Raw genomic sequence first — 16,871 nt, forward strand, 5'->3', positions numbered from 1 at the left:
ACCGGTCACAGGGGTCGGTCCTCCTCGTCGTACCGGTCGTCGCCGGCCGAGAGCTTCTCCACCGGGAACCCCTCGAACGCGCCCTGCGAGGCGAGCGCGCGGAGCCGTTCCGGGGCCGCCGGCGCGGACGGCGAGGGGTGGGCGGCGAGGTGGGCCGTGGCCGGTCCGAGTCCACGGCCGAGGAGGAGTCCGGTCTCGATCGAGCACGCGGCGTCGAAGCCGGCCTGCTTCGCGTTCCGGACGAGGAGGGCGTCGTCGAGGTCGCCGCTGCGGAAGAGCCGGACGCAGCAGAGCTTCATCAGCTCGGTGTCGCCGTCGCCCCGAGCGTGCCGCTCGCGTTCGGTGTGCCCGACGGGCAGGCGGCGGATCTCGTCGAGGTGCGCGCCGGCGGGGTGCGGGCCGAAGCGGCGCAGGCTCTCCTCGTCGTCCATCGGTGGTCCCCCTCGGCCGTCCGGCACGGGCAGTGACGCCCGTCCTCCTCGTGAGCACCCCGCCCCCCGACGCCCGGGCCCCTGGACGTCCCGTGACGTCCCGTGACGTCCTGCCGGCGTCCGGTGCTGAGGCACTGCGACGGCGGGCCCTGCGCGGCAGGGTCCGCCGCCGGAGCGGAGCAGGTGCGCCGCGTCGGTGGCGGCGGGCTCCGGGAGGTCCGCGGCGCCCCCGTCAGGGACCGCTGCCCGGGCGGTGGACGGTGAGCTCGCCGTAGGCGGCCAGGGCGCCGGCCGGGTCACCGGGCGGCTGCCGCAGGGTGGCGTCCAGGAAGGCCAGCGTGGCGCCGGCGACGATGCGCGGACCCTCGGTACGGCCCAGGGAGCCGACCAGCGAGGGCACCGGCGGCAGGTACAGCGGGCCGTCCATGAAGGTGAGGTGCGCGGCGCCGGGGACGGTGAGCCGGTAGTTCGTCGCCGTGCCGAGATCGAGGACCTCGGTCAGGCGGGGGAGGTAGCGCTCGTCGGTGCCCGGTCCGAGGGCCTGGGTGAGCGCGAGCGCCGGCTGGTGGATGGGGAGCCGCTCGGGATCGCGGGGGTAGCCGTCGAGGTCGATGACGGCGGCGAACCGGGCGTCCTGGCGGGCCGCCCGCAGCGCGGCGGCGCCCCCGAGGGAGTGGCCGGTCACCGCGGCCCGGCCGGTGTCCAGACGGCCGGTCAGCGCGCCGTCGCCCTCGCCCCGGTCCAGCCGCTCCAGCCGGGTGAGGACGAAGCCGAGGTCCGCGGCCCGGATGCGGGCGGTTTCGGCGGCCCGCCGGTCGTCCTCGTCGTCGTCGCCGGTGGAGGCGACCTCGGTGGTGATCGTCCGGCCGTCGGCGAGGACGACGGCGGCGGAGTCGTACGGGTGGTCGAGGGCGGCCACCACGTAGCCGTGGCTGGCCAGTTCCTCCGCCCAGGCGGTGTTCTGGGTGCGCACGCCCCCCAGGCCGGGGGAGAACAGCACGACCGGGAAGCGCCCGCCGTCGCGGGCCACCGGGGCGTCGGGAACGGCGTGGGTGCGGGCCCGCGGGACGCCGTCGATCAGGAAGCCGGGGAGGCCGGAGTAGCTCGCGAGGGCGTCGGCGACGGTGCGCGCCTCCCGCTCCGTGCGGCCGAGGTACTGGGCGCGCGGTGCGCCGGGCGCACTCCGCTGCGCCGGGTACCAGAGCTGGACCACGACGGTGCGCCGGTCCCCGGGGTCGGGGGTGGCGGTCTCGGGGCGGTCCTGGTCGGTCCACTGCACCACCCGGGTGCCGACCGCGAAGCGGCCGGTCGGCCCGGGAAACACCGGGACCGGGAAGGCCCAGGCGGCGGCCGGGCCGGTGGCGGTCAGGACGACGCAGGCCAGCGATCCCGGCAGCGCCACCCACCAGCGGGCCCGCCGGGCCGGGCGCCGGCCGGCCCGGCGCCGGACCAGCGGGGAGAGCGCGAACGGCAGGGCCAGGGCGCCGCCCGCCAGGACCGGCAGCAGCTGCCAGCGCAGTCCCGTGGCGCCCAGCACCAGCGCGGACAGGACGAGGAGCGAGCCGGCCGCGATCGTGACGGGCGGTCGGGCGGCGGGCGGCAGCCAGCGCGCCGCCACCAGGGCGAGGGCGCCCAGCAGGGCGAGGATTTCCAGGGGGGACAGCTGAAGTCCCGTGATGAGGTCGGTCACCCGGTCATCGTCGGCGCGGGGGCCGGGCCACCACATCGCTCCGGGGGCGCCGCCTCCTGCCACCGCGGACGCGGTCCGCGCCGCCCGCCGTGCCACCGGAGTCGCAGGCGAACGCGCCGGGGCGGCGGCCGCTCTGCGACTCCGGTCGGTACCGGGACTCCTCCTGCGGTCGTACCCGGCGGCCCCGGCGTCCGACGGTGGACGCATGCGCCGCGCCGCACCGTGGCCTACCGTGACAGGGCCGCGGTGCGCGCCGGGCGCCACGGGGTCCCTGCCGCCCGGTCCGGGGCCCGGCTCCGGCCGTGCGCGGCGGCGGCCCCGACCGGGGCCGCGACGAGGCCCGACCGACAGGAACGTGTGATGACCGAGGTGGCCGTGGAGGCCCCCACCGCCGGGCCGGCCCGCCGGCGGGAGCGGGTGGCGCGGCCGCTGGGCGCGGCCCGGCGCTGGGGCTCCCGGCTGCCGCCGGTGGTATGGGACGCGCTGGTGCCGGCCCTGCTCCTGGCCAACGTCGTGACCACGCACGAGCCGCCCGGGCTGCCGGTGGCCGCCGCCCTGACGGCCGCCCTCACCCTGCCCCTGCTGTGGCGGCGCCGGGCGCCGCGCACGGTGTTCGCCGTGGTGGCCGCGGTGGCCCTCGTCCAGTGGCTGCTGGACGTCCAACTCCCCGCGGACATCGCCCTGCTGGTGGCGCTGTACACGGTGGCCGCGCACTCGGGGCGGCGCGGCACCCTGCTCGCCGGGGCCGTCGTGGAGGCGGGGGTCCTGCTGGCCTGCCTGCGCTGGGCGCCGGCGGACGCGTTCCTGACCCCCTTCGTGGCGGTGACCGCGACGGCCGTCGCCGCCGCCGTCCTCGGGGTGAACGTGCGGACCACGCGCGCCTACCTCGCGGCCGTGGAGGAACGGGCCGCGCGCCTGGAACGGGAACAGGAGCAGCAGGCGCGGCTGGCCGTCGCCGAGGAGCGCGCGCGGATCACCCGGGAGATGCACGACATCGTCACCCACAACCTGTCCGTGATGGTCGCGCTCACCGACGCCGCCGTCTACGCGCAGCACCGCGCGCCGCAGAAGGCGACCGCCGCGATGCTCCAGATCTCCGAGACGGGCCGGCAGGCCCTGACCGACATGCGGCGCTCCCTGGGCGTCCTGCGCACCGACGAGCCGGACGCGCAGCGCCACCCGCTGCCCGGCATCGGCCACCTGCGCTCCCTCGCCGACCAGATGGGCGCCGCCGGGCTGCCGACCCGGCTGGAGGTGGACGGCGAGCACGGCGGCGTTCCCGCCACCGCCCAGCTGACCGTCTACCGCCTGGTGCAGGAGGCCCTGACCAACGCGCTCAAGCACACGCCCCCCGGCACCCGCGCGACGGTCCGGGTGCGCTGCTCGGCCGAGGCCGTCACCGTGGACGTCACCGACAGCGGACCCCGCACGGTGCTCCCCGCCGCGCCGTCCGGCCACGGCATCCCCGGGATGCGCGAGCGCGCGGCCGCCTACGGGGGGACGCTGCGGGCCGGACCGCTGCCGGGCGGCGGCTGGGAGGTCCGCACCCGCCTCGACCTGCGCAGCGGCGCGGAGGCGTCGGCATGACGATCCGTGTCCTGATCGCCGACGACGAGGCGCTGCTGCGGATGGCCTTCGGCACGGTCCTGGAGGCCCAGCCCGACATGGCGCCGGTCGGCGAGGCGGCGGACGGCGCCGAGGCCGTGCGCCTGGCCCGCGACCTGCGGCCCGACGTGGTCCTGATGGACGTCCGGATGCCCGGGACCGACGGGATCGAGGCGACCCGGCAGGTCGTGCGGAGCTCCCCGCAGAGCCGGGTGCTGATCCTCACCACCTTCGACCTCGACGAGTACGCCTTCGCCGGGCTGAACGCCGGGGCCTCGGGCTTCCTGCTGAAGAACACCAGGCCCGAGGAACTGCTCGCCGCGATCCGCAGCGTGGCGGCGGGCGACGCGGTGGTCTCGCCGCGGGTGACCCGGCTGCTGCTGGAGAACTTCCGCCCGCACCTCCCCGGCGGCGGCTCGGGCCGTGACGCGCGGCTGGACCGGCTCACCCCGCGCGAGCGCGAGGTGCTCGTCCAGGTGGGCCGCGGCCTGTCCAACACGGAGATCGCGGCCGCCCTGCACCTCGCGGAGGCGACCGTGAAGTCCCACCTGGGGCGGATCCTGCACAAGCTCGGGCTCCGCGACCGGATCCAGGCCGTGGTCTTCGCCTACGAGAACCGCCTCGTCCGTCCGGCGTGACGCGCCCCGGCGCGCCGTCGCCGCCGCCCTCCGCGCCGCGGCCACCGGCCGGGCGCCCCGGTCCGGACGCCCCGGGAGGACACGCCCGGCGGCGGTGAGCGGATCGTCACATTGGGAGGATCCGCATGGTGCAGTTCGCGCCGTTGTGTCCGGTCCGGATCCCGGCCCGGGCGGCGGGGCCGTCCGGGCCGGGTCGTTCACGAAGCAGCGCCGGGCGGACTGGCCGCGGCGGCCGGGGCGGGGGCCGCGGCCGGGCGGGGGGACGGCGCCGGGGGCCGGGATGTTCCGCCCGCCCGCCGGGCCGGGGCCCCGCCGAGTCTTAGCGCAAAGTTGATCATTGATCACCGGCGGTGAGGCTACTATCGATTCGATCAGGCCTGGCCGGCTTCGTCGGCACGCCGACGCCGAGCCGGATCGCGTCGATCAAACCGGGGGTGGGGATGCAGGGTTTCGGGGATGGGAGACGTCATGGGCGTGCACAGCGCCATGGGCCGGAGGACCGGGACACGGGGGACCGACCGGGCGGCTGAACTGGCGGGACTGCTCGAACGGGCGGAACAGGCACGCGGGGGCGTCGCCCGGGCCGTCCTGGTGCGCGGACCGGCGGGGATCGGGCGCACCGGCCTGCTGGACGAGGTGACCCGGTGGGTGTCGGAGCGCGGTGTGACGGTGTGCCGCGCGGCGGGCCGGGCGCCGGGGGGATATCCGGGCGAGGGCGTGAACGGCTATCAATCCGTTCGTGAACTCTTCGGCATGGAACAGGACTTGGGCCGGGCGACGGCCGCCTTCGCGGTTCAGCGCGAGGTGTACGGGCACGCCGTGGACCTGCTGGCGGCCGGGCCGCTGGCGCTCGTGCTGGACGACGCGCAGTGGTGCGACCAGGAGTCGCTGCGGTGCGTCCACTTCCTGCTGCGCCGCGCGGCCGCGCGTCCGCTGCTGGTGCTGCTCTCCCAACGCACCGGCTGCGAGGGCCCGGGCACGGCGATGCTCACCGGGATCCTCGCCGAGGGCTGCTGCAGCGTGCTGGAGCTGGGGCCGCTGAGCGAGGCCGAGACCGGCCGGGCGGTGGCGCGCGCCCTGGGCGGCCCGCCGGACGAACGGTTCGTGCGCCGCTGCCGCACGCTCTCCGGCGGGAATCCGCTGCTGCTGGAACGATTGCTCACCACCCTGGCGGCGGCCGGCGTGCGGCCCGACCCGAGCGGGCTGCACCGCCTGCGGGTGCTGGGCGAGGCGGTCGGCGTGGAGGCCGCCCGCGCCACGCTGGCCGGCGGACCGGGCCAGGTGCGCGAGGTGGCCCGGGCGCTGGCCGTCCTCGGCCGCGCCGACCCCGACCTGCTCGGGGCGCTGTGCGGGTTCGGCGGCACCCGGCTGACCCTCGCGATGGAGGAGTTACGTCGCGTCGAGGTGATCGGCTCCGGCACCGGGGCGCCGATGGCCGAGGCGGTGCGGGCCGCGGTGCTGGCCGATCTGCCGGCCCCGGAGCTGGAACGGCTGCGGCTGCGCGCGGCCCGGGTGCTCAATGACGCCGGACGCCCGGCGGCCGAGGTCGCGACCCAGCTGGCCCTGCTGCCCGAGCTGCCGGAGCCGTGGATGCTCACCGTGCTGCGCGAGGCCGCCGCCCAGGCGCCCGGCGGGCCGACGGCGCGGGCGGCGGTGCGCTACCTGCGCCGGGCCCTGGGCGCCGGGCTCGGCCGCACCGAGCGCAGGAACGTACGGATCGAACTGGCCAGGGCCTCGGCACGGGTGGCGCCGGCCGCCGCCCTGGAACAGCTGCGGCAGGCCCTGGGGGAGAGCGACGGCGCGCGGGAGCGGGCGTCGATCGCGATGGAGTACGGCCAGGCCGCCCTCGGTTCGCGCGACGTCCCCGAGGCGGTCCGGGTGCTCGGCTCGGCCCTCGTCGACCTGCGGCAGCAGCTGGGCGCCGACCCGCTCCCGGCCGACCGGGAGCTGCGCACCTCGCTGGAGTCCGCCCTGCTGGTGGCCGCCGTGAACGGCAAGTCCACCATGGCCCCGATCGCGGCGCTGGTCAGGCGCTGGCCGGTGCCCCGGGGCGACAGCCCCGCCGAGCGCCAACTGCTCTCCGGCATGAGCGTGTTCGCCGCCCTGGACGGCCGCCCGGCCCGGCAGGCCGTGGCGCTGGCCCGGCGGGCGCTGCGGGTGGAGGAGACCACGCCCGCCGGGTGGGAGGTGCTCGCCTCCTCGCTCGTCCTCGGCCTGGCGGACGAGGTCGACGAGGCCCTCGCGGGGCTGACCCGGTCGCTGTCCAACGGCCTGGCGCAGTACGAGCCCTGGATGCGGCTGTCCGTCCTGGCCGGCCGCGCCCACACCCTGCACGGGGTCGGTGACCTGGCCGGGGCGCAGGCCGTCGCCCGCACGGCGGTCGCCCTCGCGACGCGCGGCGACCGGGCCACGGCCTGGCCGCTGCCCGCCGTCGAGCTGGGCAGTGTGCTGCTCTCGCGCGGCGAGGTGGCGGAGGCCGCCGTCGTGCTCGACCGGATCCGCCCGGCGGGCCTGGAGCAGCAGATCTGGGAGTGGCACCAGTACCTGTACGTCCGGGGCAGGCTCCGGCGCGCGATGGGCGACCTCGACGGCGCGGTGGAGCTGTGGCGGCGGTGCGGCCGGAGCCTGGCGGAGGCCGGGGTGGCCAATCCGGTGCTGGCCCCCTGGTGGTCGGCCGCCGTCACCACGCTGGCCGGCCAGGGCCGGGCCGCGGAGGCGGCCGGCATCGTGGCGCAGGTCCAGGAGACGGTGGCCGGCTGGGGCACCGCCCGCGCCCGCGGGCTCGGCCTGGTGGCCGAGGGCGTGATCGCCACCGGAGCGGCCCGCACCGACCTGCTCGCCGAGGCGGTGGAGGTGCTGGAGCACTCCCCGGCCCGCCTCGCCCGGGCCGAGGCCCGCTACCGGCTCGGCCGGGAGCTGCTGCTGCGCGACGACCTGCCCGGCGCGCGCCGGCACCTGCGGCAGGTGATCGAGACCGCCACCCGGTGCGGCTACCACCTGCTCAGCACCGCCGCGCGCCGACTGCTCGCCGACGCGGGCGGCCGGATGCCGCAGATCGCCGTCTCGCCGCTCGACTCGCTCACCCGCAGCGAGCGCCGGATCGCCACCCTCGCCGGGAGCGGGGTCAGCAACCGGGAGATCGCCGAGCAGCTGTTCGTCACCCCCCGCACGGTGGAGATGCACCTGACCAACATCTACCGCAAGCTCGACGTGCGGGGGCGCACCGACCTGGTTCCGGTGCTCGGACCGGCCGGAGGGGGTTCGAGATGCCGGCCGGGGAACGGGGCGGAGCACATCCACGTACCGATTCGCTAGGGGCGGGCAGTGGCCGAGGGGAACAACGGGGAGACGGTGCGCCCGGGGCGGGCCGGAAGCGTCCCGCCGGGCGGGCGGCTGGTCGAGCGGGACCACGAGGAACGGCTGCTGGACGAACTGCTGCGCGGGCTGCGGGCGGGGCGTTCGGCACTGGTCGAGGTGCGGGGCGGGCCCGGCGCCGGGCGCAGCGCGCTGCTGCGCCGGGCCGGGGAACTGGCCGCGGCGGCCGGGGTGCGGGTCGCCGGCGCACAGGCGTGCTGGGAGGAGACGGGGGTCCGCCACGCGGTGGCCGCCCAGCTGTACGCGGCCCTCGCACCGCGGGCCTCGCCGCTGGTGGGGGAACTGCTGCGCCCCGGTGCCGAGGAGGACGGCGCACTGACCGGGCGGTTGTGCCGCGCCTTCCTCGCGGCGGCCCGCAGCCAGCCGCTGCTGGTCGTGGTCGACGACGTCCAGTGGGCCGACCGGGAGTCGCTGCGCTTCCTCCGGACGCTGGCGCGCCGGCTGGCCGGAGCCCCGCTGCTGCTGGTGACGGCCCGCAGTGACGCCCTGCCGCCGGGGCCCGGCGAGCGGATCGAGCTGTGTCCCCTGGCGGATCCGCGGGTCGTGGCCCGCCATGCCGTCGACCTCGCCCCGCTCTCGGCGGCCGGGGCGGGCCGGGTGCTGGCGGAGGCGCTGGGGGAGCCGGTCGAGCCGGAGCTCGCCGCGGCCGCCGCGCTGGCCGCGGACGGCAACCCGGCCGTGCTGCGGGCGATGGCCGAGCGCTTCGCCCGGCCCGGCCGTCCGGCGGCGCAGGGCCGCGAGGCGCGGGACGGCGAGGCGCGGGGGCGGGACGCCCGGGACCGCGAGGCGCGGCTGCTCCGGTGCGCGGGCGAGGCGGTCCGCGACCGTGCGGTGCGCACCCTGGCCGTGCTGCCGGAGGACTTGGTGGAGGTGCTGCGGGCGATCGCGGTGTGTGGGCCGCACGGCTCCCCCGCGATGATCGCCGCCCTGGCGTCGCCGCGGGCGGTGGACACCGCCCAGGCCCTGGAACTCCTCGCCGGGAGCGGCCTGTTGGCGCCGGGGGAGCGGCCGCGGTTCCGCGCCGAACGGGCCGCCGAGGCTGCCCTGGCCGGCCTCGGAGCCGAGCGGCGCGAGCACCTGTTCGCCCGCGCGGCCGAGCTGGCCAACCGGGCCGCGCTCCCGGACGACGCGCTGGCCGGGATGCTGCTCGGCGCCCGGGTGATCGGTGCGCCCTGGGCGGTCGCGGTGCTGCGGCGGGAGGCGGCGCGCCTGCGGGTGGCCGGCGACCCGGCGGCCTCGGTGCGGCTGCTGCGGCGTGCGCTGCGCGAACCCGTCGGCCCGCGGCTGCGGGTGGAGCTCCTCACCGAGCTCGGTGTCCTGGCGCTCCCCGGTTCGCCGGAGAGCAGCGACCGCTTCCTGCGCCAGGCGCTGCTCGCCCCGGCCGACGCGAGCGCCGGGCCCGCCCGGGTGCGCGCCGCCGACCTGCTGGTGGCGCGCGGCGACTACGCCTCGGCGGTGCCGCTGATCGCCGGCGCCGGCGCCCGCCCGGGCGTCGGCGACCGGGAGCGCGCCGCGCTGCGGGCACTGTACTGGCTGGCCAGGCACGGCCAGGACGGATCGGCGCAGGAGCCGCACCGGCCGGAGCCGGCCGCCCTGCCCGAGCGGCCCGACGACCCCGCCGAGGCGGGCGCCGCCGCCTGGCTGGCGGCCCTGCACGGGCGGGACCTCACCCGGGCCCGGGAGCTGGCCCGCGCCGCCCTGTCGCCCGCGGCCCCGGACGGGACGTCGCTGACCGCCCGGGTGGCGGCCTGCCACGCGCTGCTCCTCACCGAGGACGTGGCCGAGGCGCAGCTGGGCCTGGACGCCGTCCTGGCGCGCGCGCACCGCGCCAACGCCCCCGCCGTCATCGCCCTGGCGCTGCTGATCAAGGCGCTGGCGACCCTCGGCGAGGACCGCGCCGAGGAGGCCGAACGCCTGCTGGAACGGGCCGAGGAGGCGCTGCCGGAGCGGTGCTGGCACCCGCAGGTGGCCCCGGGCGTGCGGGCCGTGCGGACGCTCGCGCGGCTGGCCCGGGGGGACCTCGACGGGGCCGAGCGGGCCGGCGCTCCGGTGCGGCCGGAGGAGGCCGGGGGCAGTATGGCCCGGGCCTTCCTGGCCTACGCCCGGGGCCGGGTGCGGCTGGCCCGCGGCGACGGCGCGGGGGCGCTGGGCGAGCTGCGCGAGTGCGGGCGGCTGCTGCTCGCCCGGCAGATGGCCAACCCCGCCCTGCTGCCCTGGCGTTCGGCGTCCGCGCGGGCGCTCGCCCTGACCGGGGACGACGCCGGGGCCGCCGAACTGGTCGCCGAGGAACGCCGGCTCGCGCTGGCCTGGGGTGCGCCGCGCACGCTCGCGCGGGCCCTGCGGGCCGCGGGCGACGCCGGACCGGAGCAGGGCGGGGAACCGGGCCGGGAACCGGCCTTCGGTACGGCTGCGGTGCGGCTCCTCGCCGACGGACCCGCGAGCTGGCAGTTCCGGCAGGCGCTGGTGGCGATGGGGACGGCGGCGGTCTCCGGCCTGGGCGCCATCGACAGCCTGCTGCGGAGCGGCCTCGCGCCGGCCGGTCCGGTGCTCCGGGCCGGCCCGCCCGCACCGGTGCCCGTGCCTGATCCCGAACCGGTGCCCGTGCCTGATCCCGCCCCGGATCCCGCCCCGGCGCCCGCCCCGGTCACCGTCGCGCCCCCGGTGCCCGGCGGCCCGCGACCGGTGGCGGGAGCGGCGGCGCCCGGCCCGGCCAGGCCGGACCTGACCGCCGCCGAGCGGAGGGTCGCCGCGCTGGCCGCCGAAGGGCTGGCCAACCGGGTCATCGCGGCCGAACTCTCGGTGACGCTGCGCACCGTCGAACTGCATCTGACCAAGGCGTACCGCAAGCTGGGCATCTCCGGTCGTCCGGAGCTGGCCCGGGCGCTGGGGCGCGACGAAAGGAACGAGAATGGCGCGCCTGTTCGGCCGGCGGCGTGAACTCGCCGCGCTCACCGCGGCGATGGAGGCGGCCGCCCGCAGCCGGGGCTCGCTGCTCGTCGTCACCGGCGGGATCGGGACCGGCCGGACCGCGCTGCTGCGGGCGCTGCCCCCGCTCGCGCGCCAGCGCGGCCTGCGGGTGCTCGGCGCCAGCGGCGCCCTGCTGGAACGGGACCTCGCCCTCGGGGTGGTGGACCAGCTCCTGGAGCCGCTGCTGCCCGGGGCGGCCTTCGAACCGCCCCACGATGCCCGGTTCCTCACCGAACTCCTCTTCTCCGTGGCCGAGTTCAGCTCCCGCGAGCCGCTGCTGCTGCTGGTGGACGACCTCCAGTGGGCCGACCCCGCCTCGCTGCGCTGGCTCGACCGGCTGACCCAGCGGCTGGCGACCCTGCGCATCGTCCTGGTCGTCGCGGTGCGCGAGGGCGATCCGGACGCGGAACAGCCGCGGATCCACGGGATGTCCGACCGTGCCGCGCACGTGCTGCGGCTGGAGCCGCTCTCCCCGGCGGACACCGCGGCGCTGGTGGCCGCCCGGCTCGACCGGCCCGCGGACCCGGCGCTGGCCGCCGCCTGCCACGAGGCGTGCGCCGGCAACCCGCTGCTCCTGACCGCCGTCCTGGCCGAACTCGCTGAGGCCGGCGGGAAGTTCGCCGACCCGGCCGGGGCGGTCGCGGGTCTGCGGCTGCCCGCCGTGCGCGAGCGGCTGCTCGTCGCCCTGGAAGCCCAGCCCGCCCCCGTCAGGGCCCTGGCCAAGGCGCTCGCCCTGCTCGGCGACCACGCCGACCCGGAGCTGGCGGGCCGGCTGGCGGGGCTCGACGAGACCGGCCGCTCCGAGGCGGTCGGGGCGCTGTGCCGGCTCGGCCTGTTCTCCTGCGGGCCGTCGCCGGCCTTCGTCCACCGCTACGTGCGCGAGGCGGTCGAGGAGTCGCTGTCGCCGGCCGAGCAGGAGGACGGCCGCCGTCGCGCCGCCGTCCTGCTCCACGACGCCGGGTACCCGGCCGAGCAGGCGGCGGCGCAGCTGCTGGCCACCTCCTGGTGCCAGGACGGCTGGGCGGCCGAGGTGCTGCGCTCGGCCGCCACGGCGGCGGTGCGCCGCGGGGCGCCGGAGGAGGCCGCGCGCTATCTGCGGCGAGTGCTGCTGGACGGGGCGCCGAGCGGGCAGGAGCGGGCCGCCCTGCTGCTGGACCTGGCCGCCATCGAACGGGCCTTCGACCCGGCGGCCGCCGTGCGGCACGTCATGCAGGCCCTGCTGCTGCTCCCGTCGGCCGAGCAGCGGGCGCTGGCGGTGCGGTGGATCCCTCCCGCGCTGCTCGGCGGCTGCCCGCCGCCCAGCGTGGAGCTGGTCGCGAAGACGGCCGAGGAGCTGTCCGGGACGCCGTCGCCGGCCGGCGCCGACCGGGAGCCCGGCCGGCGGATCGAGGCCCGGCTGCGGCACGCGACGGTGGCCGGCCCCGGGCTGCTCGCCGGATCCGTCGACCGGCTGCGCGCCCTCGGCCCCACCCCGCCGCTGCGCACCGCGGCCGAACGCGAGCTGGTCACCGTCCTGCTGCACGGGGCCACCGTGGCGCAGCGGCTGACGGCCGCCGAGGTCGCCCCGCTGGCGAACCGGATCCTGTGCTACGAGCCCGCCTCGCCGGCCCATGTGTACACCGCCCTGCCGCTGCTGACCGACACGCTCGTCGCGGCGGACGCGATCGACACCGTCGGCCCCTGGCTGGAGGCCGCCGGGGAGGCCGCCCGCCGCGAGCGGGCGCCGGTCCCGCAGGCGCTGATCGGCCTGGAGCTCACCCAACTGCTGCTGGCGCGGGGGCAGTTCGCGCGAGCCCGGGCGCAGGCCCGTGAGGTGCTGGACCTGGGGGCGGCGCGGTGGGCACCGATCCAGTCGATGGCCGCCGTGGTGCGGGCCGCCATCGAGACCACCGACGGCGAGCTGACGGACCGTCTGCTGGAGGCCTACGGGGAGAGCATCGACCACGGCCACAGTCCCTCGATGCTCCAGTTGGTGCGGGCTTCGGGCGCGGCGGCCCGCGGCGACCTGCCGACCGCGCTGGAGTACGTGCTCGACTGGGGGCGCTCGGTCGAACGGGCCGACTGGCGCAACCCCGCGGTCGTCCCCTGGCGGACCTGGGCGGCGGGGCTGTGGCTGCGGATGGGGCGGCCCGCGCAGGCCCACGAGCTGGTCGACGAGGAACTGGCGCGGGCGCTGGCCTGGGGCGCTCCCGGGCCGGTCGGGCGCGCCCAGCGGGTCAAGGGCGAACTCCTCGGGGGCGAGGGCGGGATCGAGCTGCTGCGGGCCTCGCTGGCCACCCTGGAGGGGGCGGTCAACGAGATGGAACGGGCCAGGACCGGCGTGGTGCTCGGCCAGCGGCTGCGGGCGCTGGGGCAGCCGGAGGAGGCCGAGGCGCATCTGCGCCGGGGCCGGGAACGGGCGCTGGCCTGCGGCGCGCCCCGGCTGGCGGAGCGGGCCGCGCGGGAACTGCGGGAGCTGGCCCAGTCGCTGGGGCCGGCCGCGCTGACCCGGGCCGAGCGCCGGGTCGCCGCGCTCGCCGCCCAGGGGGCGTCCAACAAGGAGATCGCCACCAGGCTCGCGGTGGGCACCCGGGCGGTCGAGAAGCACCTGACCCAGGCGTACCGCAAGCTGGACGTCGCGGGGCGGGCCGAACTCGCCGCCGTGGCACACCTGCTGCCGGGCGACCCGCAGCCGCTCGGCTGAGCCGGCGGCGCCCCGGGGCGGCCCGCCACCGGGCGGCCCGCCGAACCCCCGGGGTGCCGCCGACCGAACCGAAGCGGGAGCGGGCGGACCGGCGGCCGACCGAACCGAACCGTACCGAACCGAAGTCCCCGCCGGACCCCGGGGCGACCGAACCCCCGGCCCCGCCTCCACAGGGTTAGTGCCGCGGGTATTGGATTTCGTTGACAGTCTTCCCTGCGCCTTCCTAGTGTCATGACCGCGGCTGACACGGCACATTGCGGTACGGGTGAGGCGGCCCCGTACCCGTGCACAATCTTCGGGAACTCCTGGAAGGCGGAACATGACCGCGGCACAGCCCACCACTTTCACCACCGTCCGCGAGGGATTCTTCGACCCGCCGGCCGAGATCCGGAAACTGCGCGAAGAAACCCCGATATCCCGGATGGCTTTCGCGGACGGTCACCTCGGCTGGCTGGTGACCGGATATTCCACCGCCCGCGCGGTGCTCTCCGACAACCGTTTCAGCGCCCGGGGCGAACTGAAGCACCCGCCGGTTCCCCGCTCCGCCGTGCTGGAGGAATCGCCGGCGGCCCCGCCCGGCATGTTCATCCAGCACGACGCCCCCGAGCACCAGCGCTACCGCAAGCTGCTCGTCGGCGAGTTCACCGTCCGGCGGATGCGCCTGCTCACCGAGTGGATCGAGCGGATCGTCGAGGAGCGGCTGGACGCGATGGAGCGGGTCGGCTCCCCGGCCGACCTCTTCGAGCACTTCGCGCTCGCGATCCCCACCCTGGTGATCACCGAACTGCTCGGCGTGCCCTACGCGGACCGCGCGAAGTTCCACCGCGACGCCGAGGTCTGGAGCAGCTTCGGCGCCTCCGTCGAGGACGTCACGGCGGCCTTCGCGAGCCTCGGCTCCTACCTGCACGGCCTGGTCCTGGCCAAGCGCGCCGAGCCCGGGGACGACATCCTGAGCGGCCTGATCACCGGCGGGGGCAACCTCACCGACGAGGAGCTCACCTCGATCGCCTTCCTGCTGCTGGTCGCCGGGCACGAGACCACCGCCAACCAGATCGGCCTGAGCACCTTCGCCCTGCTCAACCACCCCCGGCAGCTGGCCGCGCTGCGCGCCGACCCCTCGCTGATGGACGGCGCGGTGGAGGAACTGCTGCGGTACCTGAGCATCGTGCACCACGGCCCCACGCGCGCCGCGCTGGAGGACGTCGAGATCGAGGGCCGGCTGATCAAGGCGGGCGAGGTGGTCATGATCTCGCTGGCGGCCGCCAACCGCGACCCGGAGCGCTTCACCGAGCCCGAGGACCTGGACGTCACCCGGGTGATGGCCAACCACCTCGCCTTCGGCCACGGCGTCCACCAGTGCCTGGGCCAGCAGCTGGCCCGGATCGAGCTGCGCTGCGCCCTGAGCGCGCTGCTGCGGCGCTTCCCCGGCCTGCGCCTCGCGGTGCCGCCCGAGGAGGTCGGGCTCCGCCACGACATGCAGGTCTACGGCGTCTACCGGCTCCCGGTGGCCTGGTAGCCCGGGCCGATGCGGATCGAGATCAGCGAAGAGCTCTGCTGCAGCGCGGGCATGTGCACGCTGACCGCGCCCGAGGTGTTCGACCAGGACGACGAGGACGGCACCGTCGTCCTGCTCGACGCCGAGCCGCCCACCGCCCTCCACCCCGCCGTCCGCGAGGCGGCGCACCGCTGTCCGTGCACCGCCATCACGGTGCACGAGAACGGCTGAACCCGGCGGTCCCCACCCAGACCACCCGTTCGACGAAGACCCGGTCCCCGGGTCGGAAGGCCAGGTACAGAGAGCGTGTCCGAGAACCAGAACCTGTCCCGCCGCCGCCTGCTCGGCATGGCCGCGCTGAGCGCGGCCGCCCTCGCCGGCACCACCACGATCGCCGCCCCCGGCCGTGCCCACGCCGCCGCCCCCGGCCCGGGCGCCGGCCCCGACGCCACCTTCGTGCCGGCCGTGGTGATCGGCACCGGCTACGGCGCGGCGGTCTCCGCGCTGCGCCTGGGCGAGGCCGGCGTCCGGACGCTGATGCTGGAGATGGGCCAGCTGTGGAACCAGCCCGGCCCGGACGGCAACGTCCACTGCGGGATGCTCAGCCCGGACAAGCGCTCCAGCTGGCTGAAGACCCGCACCGAGGCGCCGCTGGGCTCGTTCCTCTGGCTCGACGTGGTCAACCGCGACATCGAGTCGTACACCGGCGTGCTGGACCGGGTCGCCTACGACCAGATGTCCGTCTACGTCGGGCGCGGTGTCGGCGGAGGTTCGCTGGTCAACGGCGGCATGGCCGTGCAGCCGCGGCGCTCGTACTTCGAGGAGGTCCTCCCGCAGGTCGACTCCCAGGAGATGTACGACCGGTACTTCCCGCGCGCCAACACCATGCTGAGGGTGAACCACATCCCGCCGGGCTGGTTCGAGCAGACCGAGTGGTACCAGTACGCGAGGGTCTCCCGCGCGGCGGCGGCCAAGGCGGGCCTCGGCACGGTGTTCGTGCCCAACGTCTACGACTTCGGCTACATGCAGCAGGAGGCGGCCGGCACCGCGACGAAGTCCGCGCTGGCCGGCGAGGTCATCTACGGCAACAACCACGGCAAGCAGAGCCTCGACAAGACCTACCTGGCCGCCGCGCTGGGCACCGGCAAGGTCGTGATCCAGACGCTGCACCAGGTGCGGACGATCACCCGGCAGGCCGACGGCACCTACCTGCTGGGCGTGGACCGGATCGACACCGGCGGGAAGGTCGTGGAGACCAGGCACATCTCCTGTCGCCACCTGTTCCTGGGCGCCGGCAGCCTCGGCTCCACCGAACTGCTGGTGCGCGCCCGGGAGACCGGCACGCTGCCGAACCTCAACGCCGAGGTCGGGGCGGGCTGGGGCCCCAACGGCAACATCATGACCGCGCGCGCCAACCACGTGTGGAACCCCACCGGCGCCCGCCAGTCCTCGATCCCCGCGCTGGGCATCGACGACTGGGACAACGCCGCCGCCCCGGTCTTCGCGGAGATCGCGCCGATGCCGGCCGGCCTGGAGACCTGGGTCAGCCTGTACCTGGCGATCACCAAGAACCCCCAGCGCGGCACCTTCGTCTACGACGCCGCCACCGACCGGGCCCGGCTCCGGTGGACCCGCGCCCAGAACGCGCCCGCCGTGGCCGCCGCCAAGTCGCTGTTCGACCGGATCAACGCGGCCAACACCACGATGTACCGCTACGACCTCTTCGGCAGCTCGCCGAAGAACTTCGCCGACGACTTCTGCTACCACCCGCTCGGCGGCTGCGTGCTCGGAAAGGCGACCGACGGCTACGGCCGGGTCGCCGGTTACCAGAACCTGTACGTCACCGACGGTTCACTGATTCCGGGGTCCATCGGTGTCAATCCGTTCGTGACCATCACGGCACTGGCCGAGCGCAATATCGAGCGCATCATCCAGCAGGACATCACCGCCCGCTAGAACGACTGTTCGGCCCTCGGCGGATTTCCGC

General features: G+C 76.9%; 10 protein-coding genes. 8 read left to right on the forward strand and 2 right to left on the reverse strand.

Going from position 1 to position 16,871, the window contains the following annotated elements; all coding sequences use genetic code 11:
* Window positions 1-5 precede the first annotated feature (5 nt).
* Window positions 6-431 (reverse strand): hypothetical protein, encoded by a 426-nt coding sequence (locus ACF1AK_RS22650; protein WP_391500624.1) that lies wholly within the window; start codon window positions 429-431, stop codon window positions 6-8.
* Between the two features lie 232 nt (window positions 432-663).
* Window positions 664-2,157, reverse strand: coding sequence for an alpha/beta hydrolase family protein (locus tag ACF1AK_RS22655; protein ID WP_391500744.1), 1,494 nt, complete (start codon window positions 2,155-2,157; stop codon window positions 664-666).
* 324 nt (window positions 2,158-2,481) lie between these two features.
* Between ACF1AK_RS22655 and ACF1AK_RS22660 the strand changes: the two genes are divergently transcribed.
* The 8 genes from ACF1AK_RS22660 (at window position 2,482) to ACF1AK_RS22695 (ending at window position 16,840) form a co-directional block, all read left to right on the forward strand.
* Window positions 2,482-3,708, forward strand: coding sequence for a sensor histidine kinase (locus ACF1AK_RS22660; RefSeq protein WP_391500625.1), 1,227 nt, complete (start codon window positions 2,482-2,484; stop codon window positions 3,706-3,708).
* A complete protein-coding gene (locus tag ACF1AK_RS22665) occupies window positions 3,705-4,364 on the forward strand; it encodes a response regulator (RefSeq protein WP_391500626.1) in 660 nt (219 codons plus the stop codon). The genes ACF1AK_RS22660 and ACF1AK_RS22665 overlap by 4 nt, the downstream gene beginning before the upstream one ends.
* A gap of 456 nt (window positions 4,365-4,820) precedes the next feature.
* Window positions 4,821-7,679, forward strand: coding sequence for a LuxR C-terminal-related transcriptional regulator (locus tag ACF1AK_RS22670; protein WP_391500627.1), 2,859 nt, complete (start codon window positions 4,821-4,823; stop codon window positions 7,677-7,679).
* A 9-nt stretch (window positions 7,680-7,688) separates the two neighbouring features.
* The gene (locus ACF1AK_RS22675; protein WP_391500628.1) at window positions 7,689-10,676 is read left to right on the forward strand and encodes an AAA family ATPase; all 2,988 of its coding nucleotides are present in this window, start codon (window positions 7,689-7,691) and stop codon (window positions 10,674-10,676) included.
* Window positions 10,648-13,389, forward strand: a complete 2,742-nt coding sequence (locus ACF1AK_RS22680; RefSeq protein WP_391500629.1) for an ATP-binding protein — start codon at window positions 10,648-10,650, stop codon at window positions 13,387-13,389. The genes ACF1AK_RS22675 and ACF1AK_RS22680 overlap by 29 nt, the downstream gene beginning before the upstream one ends.
* A gap of 319 nt (window positions 13,390-13,708) precedes the next feature.
* A complete protein-coding gene (locus tag ACF1AK_RS22685; protein ID WP_391500630.1) occupies window positions 13,709-14,905 on the forward strand; it encodes a cytochrome P450 in 1,197 nt (398 codons plus the stop codon).
* A gap of 9 nt (window positions 14,906-14,914) precedes the next feature.
* The gene (locus tag ACF1AK_RS22690; RefSeq protein WP_391500631.1) at window positions 14,915-15,115 is read left to right on the forward strand and encodes a ferredoxin; all 201 of its coding nucleotides are present in this window, start codon (window positions 14,915-14,917) and stop codon (window positions 15,113-15,115) included.
* A 117-nt stretch (window positions 15,116-15,232) separates the two neighbouring features.
* Complete coding sequence (locus ACF1AK_RS22695; RefSeq protein ID WP_391500745.1) at window positions 15,233-16,840, forward strand: GMC oxidoreductase; 1,608 nt, start codon at window positions 15,233-15,235, stop codon at window positions 16,838-16,840.
* Window positions 16,841-16,871: the final 31 nt, after the last annotated feature.

Origin of the sequence: Kitasatospora sp. NPDC015120, assembly GCF_043080305.1 — a bacterium.
Classification (GTDB): domain Bacteria; phylum Actinomycetota; class Actinomycetes; order Streptomycetales; family Streptomycetaceae; genus Kitasatospora.